11 protein-coding genes are annotated in these 16,586 nt (G+C 59.0%); 3 read left to right on the top strand and 8 right to left on the bottom strand.

Going from position 1 to position 16,586, the window contains the following annotated elements:
* Position 1: 1 nt before the first annotated feature.
* Positions 2 to 3,781, top strand: a complete 3,780-nt coding sequence (locus AC3ISR_RS12765) for a hypothetical protein (protein WP_463984496.1) — start codon at positions 2 to 4, stop codon at positions 3,779 to 3,781.
* A gap of 60 nt (positions 3,782 to 3,841) precedes the next feature.
* Here the strand turns inward: AC3ISR_RS12765 and efeO (AC3ISR_RS12770) are convergent, their stop codons facing one another.
* Genes efeO (AC3ISR_RS12770) through efeU form a run of 4 tightly spaced genes read right to left on the bottom strand, consistent with a single transcriptional unit; the run spans position 3,842 to position 8,050 of the window.
* Positions 3,842 to 4,660 carry an iron uptake system protein EfeO gene (gene efeO, locus AC3ISR_RS12770; protein ID WP_192301172.1) on the bottom strand — a complete coding sequence of 273 codons (819 nt, stop codon included), beginning with the start codon at positions 4,658 to 4,660 and terminating at the stop codon, positions 3,842 to 3,844.
* A 27-nt stretch (positions 4,661 to 4,687) separates the two neighbouring features.
* Positions 4,688 to 6,007, bottom strand: a complete 1,320-nt coding sequence (gene efeB, locus AC3ISR_RS12775) for an iron uptake transporter deferrochelatase/peroxidase subunit (protein ID WP_463984495.1) — start codon at positions 6,005 to 6,007, stop codon at positions 4,688 to 4,690.
* Positions 6,004 to 7,206, bottom strand: coding sequence for an iron uptake system protein EfeO (gene efeO, locus AC3ISR_RS12780; RefSeq protein WP_463984494.1), 1,203 nt, complete (start codon positions 7,204 to 7,206; stop codon positions 6,004 to 6,006). The genes efeB and efeO (AC3ISR_RS12780) overlap by 4 nt, the downstream gene beginning before the upstream one ends.
* A 10-nt stretch (positions 7,207 to 7,216) precedes the next feature.
* Positions 7,217 to 8,050, bottom strand: coding sequence for an iron uptake transporter permease EfeU (efeU, locus tag AC3ISR_RS12785; RefSeq protein ID WP_463984493.1), 834 nt, complete (start codon positions 8,048 to 8,050; stop codon positions 7,217 to 7,219).
* 167 nt (positions 8,051 to 8,217) lie between these two features.
* Between efeU and AC3ISR_RS12790 the strand changes: the two genes are divergently transcribed.
* Entirely contained in the window at positions 8,218 to 9,234 is a 1,017-nt protein-coding gene (locus tag AC3ISR_RS12790) for an AraC family transcriptional regulator (RefSeq protein WP_463984492.1), read from the top strand.
* A 295-nt stretch (positions 9,235 to 9,529) separates the two neighbouring features.
* Entirely contained in the window at positions 9,530 to 9,910 is a 381-nt protein-coding gene (locus tag AC3ISR_RS12795) for a hypothetical protein (protein ID WP_463984491.1), read from the top strand.
* Positions 9,911 to 9,970: 60 nt separating this feature from the next.
* Here AC3ISR_RS12795 and AC3ISR_RS12800 read toward each other — a convergent pair whose 3' ends face one another.
* The 4 genes from AC3ISR_RS12800 to AC3ISR_RS12815 all read right to left on the bottom strand — a co-directional run bounded on the left by AC3ISR_RS12800 (position 9,971) and on the right by AC3ISR_RS12815 (position 16,573).
* A complete protein-coding gene (locus AC3ISR_RS12800; RefSeq protein WP_463984490.1) occupies positions 9,971 to 10,501 on the bottom strand; it encodes a hypothetical protein in 531 nt (176 codons plus the stop codon).
* 814 nt (positions 10,502 to 11,315) lie between these two features.
* Positions 11,316 to 11,843, bottom strand: a complete 528-nt coding sequence (locus AC3ISR_RS12805) for a hypothetical protein (protein ID WP_463984489.1) — start codon at positions 11,841 to 11,843, stop codon at positions 11,316 to 11,318.
* 138 nt (positions 11,844 to 11,981) lie between these two features.
* Positions 11,982 to 13,397 (bottom strand): efflux transporter outer membrane subunit, encoded by a 1,416-nt coding sequence (locus AC3ISR_RS12810; protein WP_463984488.1) that lies wholly within the window; start codon positions 13,395 to 13,397, stop codon positions 11,982 to 11,984.
* A complete protein-coding gene (locus tag AC3ISR_RS12815) occupies positions 13,394 to 16,573 on the bottom strand; it encodes an efflux RND transporter permease subunit (protein ID WP_226457014.1) in 3,180 nt (1,059 codons plus the stop codon). Before AC3ISR_RS12815 ends, AC3ISR_RS12810 begins: the two co-directional genes overlap by 4 nt.
* Positions 16,574 to 16,586: the final 13 nt, after the last annotated feature.

A 16,586-nucleotide genomic window follows, 5' to 3' on the forward strand; every position in this document is an offset into this window, starting at 1 on the left:
GATGCCGACATTCCCGCCCGATTATTCGTCCGTGCGTGCAGTTGTTTCGGTCCCGAACAACGCCTTTGCGGCCTCCCTTGAACCCCCAGCCCTACAGGGGCGATCAGGGCAAACCGAAACGCCGCTGCCGGGGCGTGCTCCGCGCACAAGCAGCCAGCAGCTGAAGCTCGTCATCCTTGAGCAGGCTTCTGGGCGCAGCAAGCGTGACGTGACGACAAGGCCGAGCAGGGCTTTTCCAACGGATGAGCGTGCAAGGGCTGCCGACAGCAGCTTGCAAGACACGTTGGCGCGTTGGCTGGTCACCGGCAAACTCAACGCCAACCCCATTCCTCCCGATGCTTCGATCAAGCCCTTCACCGACGCTTTTGGCGAAGCCCTGCGTGAGCCAAAGGTGCAGGCCTGGTTCGCGTCCAAGGGCCTGGATGTGTCCACCGTGCGCATCTTCAACGATGGGGTCGACGGTGAGGTGAATATCAACGGCAAAAAGGTCAGGCAACGGTTCACCACGACTGACGGCTCTGGCTGGTGGGAGGTTGGCGCGAAGGTCACCGAGGCCGTCAACATATTGTGCCCTGACTATGCCGGGGTGCTGATGCCGGATGCAAAAACCGGTGATTTCCGCGATGTCCGCGTGATGCTTGGCTTCTATGGGGTGAATGCGCCCTCTCGACCGGCGGACGCTGCACAGTTGGGCAAGGCCCTGGAAGATAACGGCTGGCCACCCATTACCGACGACAAGCGGGCTCACTGGCGCGAACAATTCGTGCAGCTTTTGCAGAAAAACAGCGACCGCGATACGCGCCCAGCGCTGGCGTCCCAACTGCAGGCGCTGATCAACGCTAAAGCCGAGGGCGATCAGCTCAACCTGAGTGATGAGCCTGTGCTGATCGACCCCGAATCGACGCTGGCAAAAATCAGCCAGGCGCCGCGCGAGCAGTTTTTGCAATGGCTGGCGACCCCGACATTCCAGGCGTTTATCCAGAAAATCGGGTTTGGCGGCGACGATAACGTTTACCGGATCTCGAACGGGCAACTGCAACTGCGTGGCGACAACCTGCAGTGGCAGTCATTACAGGCCTATCTGGACGATGAGATCGGCAAGGTCCAGGTGAACGGCAACGCCCAGGAAAAAGCTGCCATTGGCACGCTGCGCACTGAGTTTGATCAACTGGTTGAAAAGAGTCAGGCGACCGGCAACGCGTTGTGCTCCCAGCCCATCTACGATGCGCGTCAGTACCTGGCGTTTTCCGAGCTCGGGACGCCCACGACAGTCGGGCAAGTGAAGTCCGTCATCGGCTGGCTCGGCAGCACGTTGCCGCCTTCGCCCATAGGCGCTGATTACGCCGGCTTGACGCCCTATACCTGGGGCCCTGGAGCGTTATCGCCAACGGATCTGGCCACATTAAGGGCCCAGGCCGCCGGGCCTGGTTCGGTGCATAGCCTACTGCGCAACCACACATTCCCGTCAGGCATGCCCGACGACGACCATCTGAAACTTCAACATTTCTTCGACTCGTCACAGGCCAAAACAAAAGCCCAGGCCCTGGCTCGGCTGCTGAACATGGCCGAGGTGGCCGAGGGGCGGGCGCTTTCACGGGCAACCCGTCATCAGCTCCTGGCAACTGCGATCAAGACCGGCATCACGGCAGATGTACCCGGTAAGCCGGGCGTAGTGGCGGGCCACCAGATCTATCGCGCCAGTAACCTCGGTCGTACGCTGGAGGAGGAGCGCCGAGACATTGAACGGCACTTGATCGGCAAAGGTGCGGACGCGACCACCGCGCCGCTGATTGCCCACCTGTTTTTGGCGCAGGCTGCCCCCGAGTTCCTGCTCAGGCCCGACCCTCAAGTGCCGGCGCAAGCGCCTGCAGCACTGAAGCTGTCGCCCGGGCAAGTGAGCATCGGTTCAACGTCCTGGCTCAACCTGCGACTTGCCTGTGCCCTGTCGGAAAAACTCGGCGGCCCAGGCAGTTCGCGGGCATTGAACATTACCCAGGCCCATGCCCTTGCTCGGCTCAATCCGGTGATAGATGAACAGGAGCAATTGATCAAAAGCCTTGGCGCGCAACCGGTGCTGGATTGGGCCGTGATGACTGGCGTGATTCCCAAGCGTACCGATGGACATTACTCGTCAGAGGACTACCGTGCGGCCACGCAAGCGTTTGTCGACCGAGAGACGGGCATTGGCAAGGCATTTGAAACCTTGACGCGGGATACGCCCAATCAGACAAACCTGCTGATCAAACAACTGGCGCTACTGTTTCCCGAGATGACAGAGGAGGAGATCCGCGATTTCAGATTGCAGCCTATGGACACTGCCGCGCGGGGCCATACGGGGGTGTCTGGGCCGCTTTTAACCGACGTGATCCTTTATGAACAAGCTCCGCCGGAGCTTTTACACGTTCTTGTGCCCCCCCTGATAAAAGTGTTGAACAACCTCAAGGATTACGCGTTTGTTCATCCGAAGATTTCCTGGGAAACCTATTCCGAGCGCATCAAGCAGCTGCCGAACATTGCCTCATTGGTCGAACCCGCTGTGGACAAGCATTTGGCCGATGCCCGTAGCGCTCACGCAACGGTAATCAGGCAGATGATCGCCAACGCGCCGTTGGATGTGCGGCGAATCCTGGAGGTCGCCGACATCCAGGTATTCAGTCTGCGTGAAGCCACGGGCAAAACCCTGCTGGACGATCAATACGAACCTGAGGGCGTGGCCGAAAAAATCGGCAGGCAGGGGGTGTTGATTCGCTACGACACGAAAGCGACGAGCCCTACGGGTGGGTATTTAGAGTTTTTCCCGGGTTCAATGAAGATCATCCGGCGCGACGATCTGCGCGACAGCCTCAAGGTCTATGGCGGGCAAGTGAAAGAGAGAACGGTAGCGCGCAGGCGCGAGTCCTTTCGTGACGGCCTGCCGGAGTCGTTTGATTTTCAGGCCTATAAAAGCGGGGGGGACCCGCGTCCCAACATAAAGTCGAACGTCATTATCGAAAAAGCAGGTCCTGCATTGCCGGGCCTGGGCCTGGAAAACTGGCCCGCGCCGGGTGCCGATTATGTACCGAACAGTTGGGCATCGGACAAAACCACTGCGATCGCCAACGCGATACTCGATGTCACCTTTGATCAGAAGCGCACGCAACTGATCGACTATGCCAACCAGCCCACCACGTATCACAAAATACGTAACTACCCCTTCAGTTCAAGCGCGGTTTTTTCCAACCTGAACGCGAGGACGGTGTTGAGCATGATCCCGTTTGTCGGAGCGATTGCCGATATCGCCGAAGGGAAGGTCGGGGCTGGCATCAAGGGCTTGCTGCTCGACTTCGGCTCGTTCGCCGTGACAGGCGGGGTGGCTGGGGCCAAAGCATTCTTCAAGGGCCTGAAAGTCGTTGTGCCGTACGGCGGTCGTGGGTTTGCCATGCGCGGGCTCAAGGGGGCGCCGACGTTGGTGCGTAGCGTGTTCAACCCGCTCGACAGCTCGATTGACGTCATGAAGACCGCCCAGCGTGCGTTGGCCGGTGAGTTTGTGACTGCCGGTGAAGGCTTTTATATGGGGGCCACTGCCTTTGAGCGATGCCGATGGGGACTTGGGGTGTACGACACGTTGCGTGCCACCCCCGCGGCCAGCGCCACTTACCCTGGAAGCCGCCTGGGTGTGAGCCAGCAGTGCAGGTTATACGCGGTGCAGCAGGGCGCCGCGTGGTATGCGATTGACCCGCTCACCCATAAGCCAACCGGAGCCCCGCTGACTGACTTCAAGCCCGACGCCGGCACCAGTTAAGCACCAGCGCCCGCGGGTTGTGCATTCCACCGCTTGAATGCACAGCCTGCGGACGTCTTGTCAGTTAAGGCCCAGCTTGCCACGCAATGTGGACAGGTCTTCCGCCAGGGTGTTGACCGGACCCACCAGGGCTTTGCGGTCGTTTTCCTTCACTTTGTCGTAGGTCTCGAAACCGCCGTCCTTGGTTGTGTATTTGGCGAGGATCTTGTCGACCGTGGCGAAGTTCTTGTCGACCTTGGCCAGGAAGGCCTTGTCTTGTTTCTCGATCTGGCCACGGAACAGATCGACGATTTTCTTCGCGCCATCGATGTTGCCCTGGAAGTCGTACAGGTCGGTGTGGCTGTAGCGATCTTCTTCACCGGAGATCTTGGTCGCGGCGACTTCTTCCAGCAACGCGGCGGCGCCGCCAACGACTTTCTCCGGTGGGAAGGTCAGGCCGTCGACGCGGGTCTTGAGGTCGTTGACGTCGGCATTGAGCTTGGCAGTCAACGCCTCCAGGCCCTTGGTCGAATTTTGCGAGAACAACGCGTATTCGATGCGGTGGAAACCGGTGAAGTCTTCAGCGGTTACACCTTTCTCATGGTCATCCACCCGCGAGTCGATGGACGCATCGAGGTCGCTGAACAGCTCGGCAATCGGCTCGATGGACTCATAGTGCACACGGGTCGGTGCGTAGAGCTTTTTGGCGGTGGCCAGGTCGCCTTTGTTGATCGCGTCGGTGAAGGCCTGGGTCTGGGTCACCAGCTCACCGATTTCTTCGGTGACATAGATCTTGTAGTCCGACACCGGGCCTACCAGGTCCAGCGGCGCCGTGGCGGCGAAGGCGGCCAGGGGCGAAAGGGTCATTAGCAACGACAACGCGAGAGTCGACTTCTTCATGGGACGGTTTCCGCTGTGGGGTTGGTTTCAGGTGTTGGCAGTGGTGTGAGGGTGCGTGGCGGCGAGCAGCGTGCGCCCAAGGAAATCCTCTGGCCCGGTAACGCCCGGCAAGGTGAAGAAATACCCGCCGCCGACCGGCTTGAGGTACTCCTCCAGGGGCTCGCCGTTGAGCCGGGTTTGCACGCTGATAAAGCCTTTCTCCAGGTCAGCCTGGTAGCAGATGAACAACAGCCCCATGTCCAGCTGACCGTTTTTATTGACGCCGTTGGAGTAGTTGAACGGCCTGCGCAGGATCAGGTTGGCCTGGGTCTGCGGGGTACGAGGGTTGGCCAGGCGGATGTGGGCATCGAGCTTGGTCAACTTGCCGTCGGGGTCCTTGCTGTAGTCGGGCACCTGGCTTTCCTGTTTACCGTCCATGGGCGCGCCGGTGGTCTTGACGCGGCCGATGATGCTCTCCTGTTCTTGCAGGGGCGTGCGGTCCCAGCGCTCGACGAAGTTGCGGATGATGCGCACCGCCTGATAGCTGCCGTGGGCGGCCCAGGCCGGTTCGTTGCTATGGGGCTGGACCCAGACGATCTGGTCCATGGCCTTGTCATCGTTGGAATTGGGGTTGGCCGAGCCGTCGCGAAAGCCGAGGAAATTACGTGCACTCTGCGCCGGTTCCCCGGGTTTGCTCGGTGCCTGGGGCGGCACGCTGCCTTCCTGTTTCCAGCGCACCAGCAGCAGGTCCGGCAGGTTTTTCACAATGTCGCGCAGAGCGTGGATGTTGGTGTCAGGGGTGTTGGAGCAAAATTGCAGGCTCAGGTCGCCGTGGCACTGCGCCGGTTCCAGCGCATCGTTGGGGAAACCGACCATACGGCTCAAGCGCTTGGGTTTGGCCGCCGTGAGGCCGAAGCGCTCATCAAACAACGACTCGCCGACCGACACGGTGATCGTCAAGTTATCCGGGGTGACCACCGGGCCGAGAATCCCGGAATCGGTAGGCGGCAGTTTCGGGTCGACTTGCGTCACGGCACCGCCGGTCATCAGGAAGGCGATACGTTCGTTCAACGTGCGGAACAAGCGCTCCAGATCGTCGCGGTCGCTGGCCAGTACGTCGAACGCCACGAGCATGCCGCAGGCCGGACGCGGGGTGACGATGCCGGTTTGGTGCTTACCGAAAAAGTCGTGATGGTCCTGGGTCTTGTCGCTGCGCGGCGCAGTGGTGACTTGCTCGGCGGCGGCCATGGCCGGGCAGCTCAGGCTGCTGCCGGCAATGGCGACGCCGGTGGCGGCCATGCCCAGCAGGACACGGCGGCGTTGGAGGTTGGTGTGTGCTGAATCACTCATGTGTGCGGTCGTCTTCACTGCAGGCCGGAAAGGCCAAGGGCGGGATCGATTCCATCGAGTGCGGCGGCCAGAGCCTTGGCCTTGTCGGCGATCTGCTTGCGCTGATCGGCGGTCACGCTGTCATACGAGATGTAACGGTTGTTGGTTTTGAACCCGGCGAGCTCGCTGTCGAAGGCGGCGAGAGCGCTGTCGATCTTGGGCAACAGGTCGGCGGCGGATTTGCTCAGCAGTGGGCGCATCAGTTCGACCACTTTGTGTGCAGCGTCCAGGTTGGCGGCAAAGCCATTCAGGTCGATGTGGCTGTAGCGCTCTTCTTCCCCGCTGAGGGCGCGCACATCCGCCAGGCTGTTGAGGTTGCGCACCACGATGCCCACCAATTGCTCCGGCGGCAGGGACTGGGCCAGCAACTGTTGCTTGAGGGTGGTGACGTCGTTGAACAGACGTTGGGCAATCGGCGCCAGGCCATCCAGGCTGCGCTGCTGGAACAGGCTGTATTCAATACGATGGAAGCCACTGAAGGCCGGGTCTTGCTCGCGGCTCTCAAAGTAATCGGCACGCGCGTTGATCGCGTTGTCCAACTGCGCCAGGCGTTGGGACGCTGGCGCCAGTCGTTGGTAAGCCTCGCGGGCTGGGACGTAGAGCGACTGGGCTTGGGCCAGATCGCCGGCGTCGATGGCCTGTTGCAAGGCGCTTACGGCCTTGATCAAGGCGCCGCCCTGGCTGCTCAGGTATACCCGGAATTCCGACAGCGGGCCGATGAACGCCACCATCGACGGCTTGGCCTTGGCCTGGGCGTCGGACTCAGCCGTTGGCGTGACGTGCAAGGTGCCGCGCGGGTTGCTCAGCAGGCCGCAGGTGATGGCGTAGTCGCCGGGCAGCAGGTTGGCGTTGATCACCTGGCTCAGGCCGGGGGCGATGTTTTCCCGTTCTTCGATCACCAGCACGCCGTCGAGGATTTCCCACTCCACCGCGCGGTCGGAGCGGTTGATGATGCGAAAACTCGCACGCCCGGCCGGTACCGTCAGTGCATTCGGCTCGCAGGCGTGGCCATGAATGGTCACGGCAATTTCATTGTGATTGGTCTGGCGCTTGCTCGCGGCCAATTGTGACGCGTAGTAGAACAGGCCACCGGCGGCGATCATCACGACCACCGAGCCCGCCACGGCCCAGCGCAAGGCGCGGGGTGGCAGAGCCGGTTGAGGGGTTGGGCTGGACAAGAGGCGGTCCTTACTGGCTGGAAACGGAAGAAGGTTGGGCGGCAGGCGAGGGCAGGAAGAACATCACCAGAGCGATCACCAGGTAAATCAGATAGGCGCCCAGGGTGCTGACGGTCGGCGCTTCCTGATAGCCGAACATCCCGGCGAGCACCGAGCCCAGCGGGCTGTCCATGGGCAGTGCCGCGCTGAAATCGAACAGCACGGTTTGCAGGTGGTTCCACACCCCGGCTTCGTGCAGGGCCTGCACCGAATTGGCGAGGATGCCGGCGGCTACGACCAGGATGAACAGGCCGGTCCAGCGGAAGAACGCCCCCAGGTTCAGGCGCATGCTGCCGCTGTAGATCAGCAAGCCCACGATGATCGCCAGGACCAGGCCGAGAAGGGCGCCGATCGGTGCGCCCGGGCCTTCGCTTTGCTGGAACACGGCCAGCAGGAAGAACACTGTTTCGAGTCCTTCGCGGGCCACGGCAAAAAACACCATGGCGATCAGCGCGATCACTTGGTGCTTGGAGCCTGCCAGGGCGTGGTCGAGGGATTCATGCAGGGAATGCTTGATCGAGCGCGCCACTTTGCGCATCCAGAACACCATGGAGCTGAGAATGCCCACGGCGACCAGGCCAACGACGCCTTCGAACAGCTCCTGCTGCTTTTGCGGAAACTCTGCGCTGACCAATTCCAGGCCACCGCCCACCAGCAGCGCCAGTGCGGCGGCGAGGAACACGCCGATCCACACCGCCGGCATCCATTGGCCACGCCCGGTCTGTTGCAGGTAACTGGCGATGATGCCAACGATCAAAGCGGCTTCAATGCCTTCGCGCAGCATGATGAGAAAGGGAACGAGCATTCGGCACCGCAGCGTCATTAGATAGGAAGCTAATTTGTAACATAATGATACTCATTACTAAACAGGAAAACTTGACGTTTACTGAACAGTGGCTGAACGGTGGTGGTGAAGGGCGGGCGCCCTTATGATGCAGACCCTGTTATGTGCTGCGGAATGTTCAACTGCTCATGTCGGAAAAAGACACCATCTCCATCCACCTGGTGCGCGAAGCCCTGTTGCAGAGCTGTGCGGCCGGTGCGGCCACGGCTGAGGCGCTGAGCAAGGTCGGGATCGATCCGACACTGCTGCAGCAGCCTGACGCCCGCGTACCGGCGACGGCTTACGCGCGTTTGTGGCGTTTGCTTGCACGGCGTACGGATGATGAGTTTTTCGGCATGGACCCACGCAAGCTCAAGTCCGGCAGCCTAGCCTTCCTGTGCCGCGCCGCGATGGCGCAGCCGACCCTGGGCGCCAGCCTGGAAACGGTGTTGGGGTTTTTGTCATTGATGCTGGAGCAGATGCCTGCGCAACTGGTGCGTCAGCAGAGCCTGGCGGAAATCGTGTTGTCGGAGCCCGTGCCCAAACGCGCATTCACCTACTTCACTTATTGGATGATCGTCCACGGCGTGGCTTGCTGGCTGGCGGGAAGGCGCATTCCGATCCTGGCGATCGAACTGCGCTGTGAGCAGCCGGACTTTTGTCACGACTACCAAGTGATGTTCTCTGACAACCTACGGTTTGATCGGCTACGTACCCGCATGATCTTTTCTGCGGACTGCCTCGACCTGCCCATCAAGCGCAGCGCAGAAGAACTCAAACGTTTCCTGGCCCATGCCCCGGCCAACATCCTGGTCAAATACCGCGACCCTGAGAGCTTCGCCACCCGCATCAAACACGACCTGCGCCAGATGCCCCCCGACACCTGGCCGGAAACCGAACGCCTCGCTGCCAACCTGTGCATCTCCGCCTCAACCCTGCGCCGACGTTTGGCGGAAGAGGGGCAGACTTATCAGGGGCTCAAGGACAGCGTGCGTAAAGAGTTGGCCATTGTGTGGTTGGCGGAACCTCAGATCAGCTTTGCCGAGATCGCGGCACGGCTGGGGTTTGCCGATGCCAGTTCGTTTTATAAGGCGTTTCGTAAATGGTGTGGGTCGAATCCGGGGCATTATCGGAGTTTGATTTTGAATGAAGTCAGTCGAGATTAATGGGCGGCATCTGGGGCTAGGACGTAACTGACGATGTCCTGCTTCCTGGTATGACAGAGTGGTCTTTCTAGTTTTTAGGACGGAGCCGGCATATTCCGAGTGTGAATTCGCGCATGCTTTGTCTCGTGATACCTACTGCGATTCATCATTGATCCTACTCGCAGCGTAAGAGCATCCCGAGTTGCGTTGTCGGTTTTTTATTCGGGAGGTTTACCTGTGTCGAGATGAAGCGACAGTTTTCGTATTGTCATCGTACGCTAATAACACTCGTTGTTTAATTGTGGAGGTGAATAGTATGAAAGTTCCTTTCGTATTGCCTTTTTTGGCTCTAACCCTTGCATCATTTCAAGCGTCTGCATTGTGTTTGTACACTACCGAGAGCTTCGTCGGCACGATAGCGGCTGATACGGCGATCACCGCTAACGGTCCTTTCACGATCACTTCGGCTGGCGGATGCGCTGGCGCAAATATCGATGCAACTGTCTCTGCTCCTGGTGCTGGGAAGGCGCCGGAGATTTATATTGAGCGCGAAGTTGGTGCGTCATGGGTGCGTGCGACATTCAGTATAGGGAACATTGCATCTTACTCCGGACAATACGGTACTTACCGAGTCAGGCTGAAAAACTCTGATGCAGTTTCAAAGGCTTACTCTGGCACAGTGCGATATGGTCGTTGAAGCTTGAGTTGCGCAGGGCGTGAAGAGTCATCTTCAATGCCCTGCTTTTTTGCAAAGACGTTAAGCGCGCTCATCTATTGATAAATCACTTCTGGACGAATAGGCAAAATATGCGAGCGCGTTTATAGCTTGGTTTGCAGCGATCATTCCTTGCCGCCATGGCCAGAACAAGGGTTCTTGTTTGGTTTTTTCAGAGTACATCGGCAAGGATGCTGTCTGCTCCTCAAGTCTTTGGTCGAACAGTGCAATTGCATTGAATTTGACGTAAAGATCTGCTTGATTACCATTTTTATCAACAGCCCGTGTTCCCTCGATAAAAACGCCAAATGCCTGCTCGTCGATCAGCTTGTTTTCATACAGCTTTCGGCCGACATGTTTGAGTTCCATGTTGGTGATGGATGTCATGTCATAGTTTTTCAAGAATTTCTTCAGCTCTGTGATTTGCTCGTTATTTTTTAACTTTAGTGCCTTTGCAGCGTGTGCGTCGTCCCTGACGGTATAGTCAGTTATTACTTTGGTTGGGTTCTTGATTATGTATCCAGCGTCTTGTTTGCTTATGGTGTTCGTTGCCGCCGATGAGCTTGTGTTCATCTCGCAGTTCTCCATCAAAAGAAAGCTACCTCTCTGTATCGACCGGTTTTGGCCGAGCTTAACCAAGGGCAGCGAGTCGCTCGAAATAAAGTCCAGACTTGATGGCTTTGACTCAGATTCAAATCGTGAGAAAACGCCTGCTCTGTTCGCACACCCAAAGGACTAGGAGTTAGCTGACAACATCCTACTGTTTGGTATTACAGATCGCTCCTTAATGATTTTAGGACGCAGCTGGCATATTTAACTAAAAAAATCATGCAGGCTTTGTCGTGTCATTCCTACGCAAGGGGACGAATGATCCTATGTGGGCGGGGAAGTGGCCACTCGCTTTCTGAACGGGTGTTCGATAACCAACTCTACGGTGATGAAAATGAAAAGTTTAATTGCCTTACCCTTCGCTGTGCTTATGTTGTTGTCGTCGCAAGTGTCTGCGCTTTGCTTGACGCTTACTGATAACTATAGCGGAATCATCCAGCCTGAATCCGAAGCCATAGCCCTTGGCCCGTTCACCATTACAGGTGCTAACGGGTGTTCTAACGCAAATATCGATGCAATGGTGTCTGCCGCAGGAGGGGGAAGAGCACCACAGATTTACATACAACAGCAGGTAGGCGGTTCCTGGAGAACAGTGGCCAGTAACCCTTTGTCAGCCTATGCCTCATGGCTTGGCCCATTGGGTACATATCGAGTGATGTTGGATAACCGCGAAGCGGTCTCCAAGTCCTATTGGGGGACGGTAAGATTTGGCCGATAATCCACTAGTAAAGCAGGGTGCCGATGATGTTGTTGGCACCCTGTAAAGACTGGGCCTATTTCAAGCACGCTCTTCTATTGAAAGGTCACTGCGGGAAGAGTTGACAAAGTATGCCAGCGCGTTGATTGCGTGATTGGCAGAAATCATTCCCTGGATATATTCAGGGATGCCTTGCGAGCGCTTTACGTTCGGGTGGCTTTCAATAAAGGAAAGATAATCTTCAAGTTTTTCGTCGAACAAGGCAATTGCATTGTATTTTACGTCGGTTTCAGCTTGCTGGCCGTTGGCATCAAAAGCACCAAGCCCAGATATGAAATTGTGAAACGCCTCGCCATCAATCAAGCCACTGTTATAGAGTCGTCTACCGACTTTCTTTAGTTCATCGGTACTGATCGACGTCATGTCATAGTCCTTCAGAAAAACTTTCAAGCTCTCAATCTCTTCCTGCTCGCGCAGCTTCAACGTATCTGCCGCCACCGACGCTTCTTTTATCGTATATTTATTTTCAACCTTTTCCGGATGCTGTATCTGAAACGCATTAGACGCCTTCGTATGCCTCATTTGCTCCGCAGTCAATAACACGGCCATCGCAAAGTCCTCCATCAACCGAAAGCTACGTCTATTTATCGGCCACCCTTAATCCCACTTTAAAAAAAAGCCCCACGACCGAATGGACCGTGGGGCTAAAAATTGGCTGGATGCGACCAACCAAAGGAGCTCTTTACATCACTGGTTGCTGGCCACCACCGTGTCCGGCTGCCAGCCACCACCCAACGCCTTGTAGATCGCGACGATGCCGCGATACAGCTCCACCTCGGCCTGGGCCTGGGAGTCTTCGGCAGCCAGGCGTTCGCGTTGCGCGTCCAGCAACACCAGGAAGTCCACCGTGCCTTCGCGGTAGCGGATTGCGGCGAGGTCGGCGGCGGCGCGGCTGGATTCGCTCTGACGGATCAGCGAAACCAGGCGCTGTTGGCGCTTGCCGTAGTCGCTGAAGGCGTTCTCGGACTCTTCCAGTGCCAGCAATACTTGCTGTTCATAGGTCGCCAACGCGCCATCGGCCTCGGCGCTTGCACCGCGCAAACGCGCGCGTACGCTGCCCAGGTCGAACGCGGCCCAGGTGATGCTCGGGCCGAGGGCCCAGGCATTGGCGGCGGACGAACCGATCTGCGAACCGCGCCCGGCGGTAAAGCCGAGGAAGCCGCTGAGGCTGACCCGTGGGAACAGGTCGGCCTTGGCCACGCCGATGCGTGCGGTGGCGGCCGCCAGTTTGCGTTCGGCGCTGAGGATGTCCGGACGCCGTTGCAGCAGTTGCCCCGGATCGCCAATTGGCAAGGCCTTGGCAATCGCTGGCAGGTCTTTCGGGCTCAGGTCGACGCTGAGCTTGTCCGGACGCTGGCCGAGGAGGGTGGCGATGCGGTTGCGCTCGCGCACTTGTTCGGCTTGCAGTTGCGGCACGCTGGCTTCGACCCCGGCGAGGCGTGCGTCGGCACGCTCCATGTCCAACTGGTCGCCAACCCCGGCATCGCGCAGGCTGACGGTGATGGTGCGCGACTCCTGCTGGTTCTTGAGGTTGTCCAGGGCGATGCGTTCACGCAATTGGGCGCCGCGCAGTTGACCATAGGCATCCACCAGCTCAGCAATCATCGTGACTTGCAGTTGGTACAGGTCGGCTTCCGCGGCCTGCTGGTCGGCGTCGGTGGCTTCCAGGTTGCGCTGGATGCGCCCGAACAGGTCCAGCTCCCAGGCCATGTCCAGGCCGAGGTCGTAACGCTCGGTCTTCACACGGCGGGTGGTCTGGCCTGGTATCTGGCCCTTGCCTTGGTCGCTGCTGACGCGGCTGGTGATGGTCGGCATGGCGTCATTGCTGGCGTCGTCGCGGATGGCCCGAGCCGCCCGCAGACGGGCAAACGCCACACGCAAATCGCGGTTGCCTTGCAGCGATTGGGTCACCAACTGATTGAGGGTCGGATCGTCGAACTGCTGCCACCAGATACCTTCGAACTTGGCGTGGTCGTACTGTTTGGCATCGGCGGCGGCCGTGATGCTCGCCGCCTCCGGGGTTTGGGTTTTATAGTCCGGGCCCACGGCACAGGCGCTCAGCGCCAATACCAGCAAGCTCGGCAGGAATACTTTCACGCTCATTGCTGTGTCTCCAGCTTCAAGGCCTTGGCCGCTTTGCGCGCTTCCTGGCGCTCCACATAGCGACGGATCAGTACGTAGAACACTGGCGTCAGCAACAGACCGAAGAAGGTCACGCCGATCATCCCGGAGAACACCGCCACACCCATCGCATGACGCATCTCGGCACCGGCACCGCTGGACAACACCAGTGGCACCACACCCATGATGAAGGCGAACGAGGTCATCAGGATCGGCCGCAGACGCAGACGGCACGCCTCCAGCACCGCAGCCAGCGGGTCGAGACCCTCGGCCTGTTTATCCTTGGCAAACTCGACGATCAGGATCGCGTTCTTGCAGGCCAGGCCCACCAGTACGATCAGGCCGATCTGGGTGAAGATGTTGTTGTCGCCGCCCGAGATGATCACCCCGGTGATGGCCGACAGCAGCGTCATCGGTACGATCAGGATCACCGCCAGTGGCAGGCTCCAGCTCTCGTATTGGGCGGCCAGTACCAGGAACGCCAGCAGCACGCAGAGCGGGAACACGAACAGTGCGGTGTTGCCCGAGAGGATTTGCTGATACGTCAGGTCGGTCCACTCGTAGGTCATGCCGTTGGGCAGTTCCTCTTTCAGCAGTTTTTCAATCGCCGCCTCCGCCTGGCCGGAGCTGTAGCCCGGTGCAGCGTTGCCGTTGATTTCAGCGGTGATAAAGCCGTTGTAGTGCATCACGCGGTCCGGGCCCGAGGTGTCGCTGACCTTGATAAAGGTCGCCAGCGGGATCATCTCGCCCTTGTTGTTGCGTACTTTCAGCTGGCCGATCTGGTCTTCGTCGAGGCGGAACTGCTGCTCAGCCTGCACGTTGACCTGATAGGTACGGCCAAAGCGGTTGAAGTCGTTGGCATACAGCGAACCCAGGTAGATCTGCAGGGTGTCGAAGATGTCGCTGATCGCCACGCCGTGGGTCTTGGCCTTTTCGCGGTCGATGGCGGCATCGACCTGGGGCACGTTGACCGTGTAGCTGGTGAACAGGCCGAACAGCTCCGGCGTGGTGCGGCTCTTGGTGATGATGTTCTGCACTTCTTTGTACAGCTCGTCATATCCCAGGTTGCCACGGTCTTCGATCTGCAGGCGGAAGCCGCCAATCGTACCCAGGCCCTGTACCGGCGGCGGTGGGAAGATCGCCATGTAGGCTTCCTGGATGGCGCTGTACTTGCCGTTCAGCGCACCGGCAATCGCACCGGCGGACATGCTCGGGTCTTTACGCTCATCGAATGGCTTCAAGGTCACGAACACGATGCCGCTGTTGGGGCTGTTGGTGAAACCGTTGATCGACAGGCCCGGGAAGGCCACCGCAGCTTCCACACCCGGCTGTTTCAGGGCGATGTCGGACATGCGCTTGATCACGTCTTCGGTGCGGTCCAGGCTGGCGGCGTCCGGCAATTGGGCGAAGGCCACCAGGTATTGCTTGTCCTGGGCCGGTACGAACCCGGTTGGCGTGTGGGCAAAGCCCAGCCAGGTCAGGACCATCAAGCCGGCGTACAGGAACAGCGCGATACCACTGCCGCGAATCACCCGGCGTACGGTGCCGACGTAGCCATGGCTGGCCTTCTCGAAGAAACGGTTGAACGGTTTGAACAACCAGCCACCGAGCAGCTTGTCGAGGAACTTGGAGAAGCCGTCCTTCGGTGCGTGGTGCCCTTTGAGCAACACGGCTGCCAGGGCAGGGGACAAGGTCAGCGAGTTGAACGCCGAGATCACCGTAGAGATCGCAATGGTCAAGGCAAACTGTTTGTAGAACTGCCCGGTCAAGCCACTGATGAAGGCCGCCGGAACAAACACCGCACACAGCACCAACGCCGTGGCAATGATCGGGCCGGTCACTTCGCTCATGGCCTTTTCAGTCGCCGGGAACGGCTCCAGGCCCAGCTCGATGTTCCGTTCGACGTTTTCCACCACCACGATGGCGTCGTCCACCACGATACCGATGGCCAGCACCAGGCCGAACAGCGACAGCGCGTTGAGCGAAAAGCCAAACAGGTGCATCACCGCAAACGTACCGATCAACGAGACGGGCACCGCCACCAACGGAATGATCGAGGCGCGCCAGGTTTGCAGGAACAGGATCACCACCAAGACCACCAGGATCAAGGCTTCGAACAGGGTGTGCACCACCGCTTCGATGGAGCCACGCACAAAGATGGTCGGGTCGTAGACGATGCTGTAGTCCATGCCCTGCGGGAAGCTCTTCTTCAGCTCCTCCATCTTGCCGCGCACTTCGTTGGAGATCTGGATCGCGTTGGAACCCGGGCGCTGGAAGATCGGGATCGCTACTGCCGGTTGGTTGTTCAGCAACGACCGCAGGGCGTATTGGCTGGAACCCAGCTCGACCCGTGCGATGTCTTTGAGGCGGGTGATCTCACCGTTGTTGCCTGCGCGAATGACGATGTTCTCGAACTCTTCTTCCGTCACCAGACGGCCCTGAGTGTTCACCGACAACTGGAAGCTGGTGGCATTCGGTGCAGGTTGCGCACCCAAGGCACCGGCGGCCACTTGGCGGTTCTGCTCACGGATCGCCGTCACTACATCGGTAGCGGTCAGGTTGCGCGACGCGGTCTTGTTCGGGTCCAGCCACACCCGCAGGGAGTAGTCGCCCATGCCGAACAGCTGCACGTCACCCACACCGCCCAGGCGTGCCAACTCGTCCTTCACGTTGAGCAAGGCGTAGTTGGACAGGTAGAGCATGTCGTAGCGCTGATCCGGGGAGGTCAAGTGCACCACCATGGTCAGGTCGGGGGAGGCCTTGTCCACGGTGATACCGATGCGTGTCACTTCCTCGGGCAGTTTCGGCTGAGTCCGCGTTACGCGGTTCTGCACTTGCACCTGCGCATTGTCCAGGTCGGTACCCAGGGCGAAGGTGATGGTCAGGGTCAGCTTGCCGTCAGCGGTCGATTGCGAGGACATGTACAGCATGTTCTCGACGCCGGTGATGGCCTGCTCCAGTGGCGCGGCCACGGTTTCACCGATGACCTTGGGGTTGGCGCCGGGGAAGTTGGCGCGTACCACTACGGTTGGCGGCACCACTTCCGGGTATTCGCTGATCGGCAATTGGAACAGCGAGATCGCGCCGGCGATCAGGATCAACAGCGACAGCACCGCTGCGAAGATCGGCCGCGAAATGAAGAACTTGGAAAAATTCATCTTGAGTCGTATC

This window comes from Pseudomonas sp. GL_117, assembly GCF_057835125.1.

Bases quoted from the DNA above. Each gene is read 5' to 3' on its own strand.
- AC3ISR_RS12765 (WP_463984496.1), top strand. From the start codon at position 2: ATGCCGACATTCCCGCCCGATTATTCGTCCGTGCGTGCAGTTGTTTCG.
- efeO (WP_192301172.1), bottom strand. From the start codon at position 4,660: ATGAAGAAGTCGACTCTCGCGTTGTCGTTGCTAATGACCCTTTCGCCC.
- efeU (WP_463984493.1), bottom strand. From the start codon at position 8,050: ATGCTCGTTCCCTTTCTCATCATGCTGCGCGAAGGCATTGAAGCCGCT.
- AC3ISR_RS12790 (WP_463984492.1), top strand. From the start codon at position 8,218: ATGTCGGAAAAAGACACCATCTCCATCCACCTGGTGCGCGAAGCCCTG.
- AC3ISR_RS12795 (WP_463984491.1), top strand. From the start codon at position 9,530: ATGAAAGTTCCTTTCGTATTGCCTTTTTTGGCTCTAACCCTTGCATCA.
- AC3ISR_RS12800 (WP_463984490.1), bottom strand. From the start codon at position 10,501: ATGAACACAAGCTCATCGGCGGCAACGAACACCATAAGCAAACAAGAC.
- AC3ISR_RS12805 (WP_463984489.1), bottom strand. From the start codon at position 11,843: ATGGCCGTGTTATTGACTGCGGAGCAAATGAGGCATACGAAGGCGTCT.
- AC3ISR_RS12810 (WP_463984488.1), bottom strand. From the start codon at position 13,397: ATGAGCGTGAAAGTATTCCTGCCGAGCTTGCTGGTATTGGCGCTGAGC.
- AC3ISR_RS12815 (WP_226457014.1), bottom strand. From the start codon at position 16,573: ATGAATTTTTCCAAGTTCTTCATTTCGCGGCCGATCTTCGCAGCGGTG.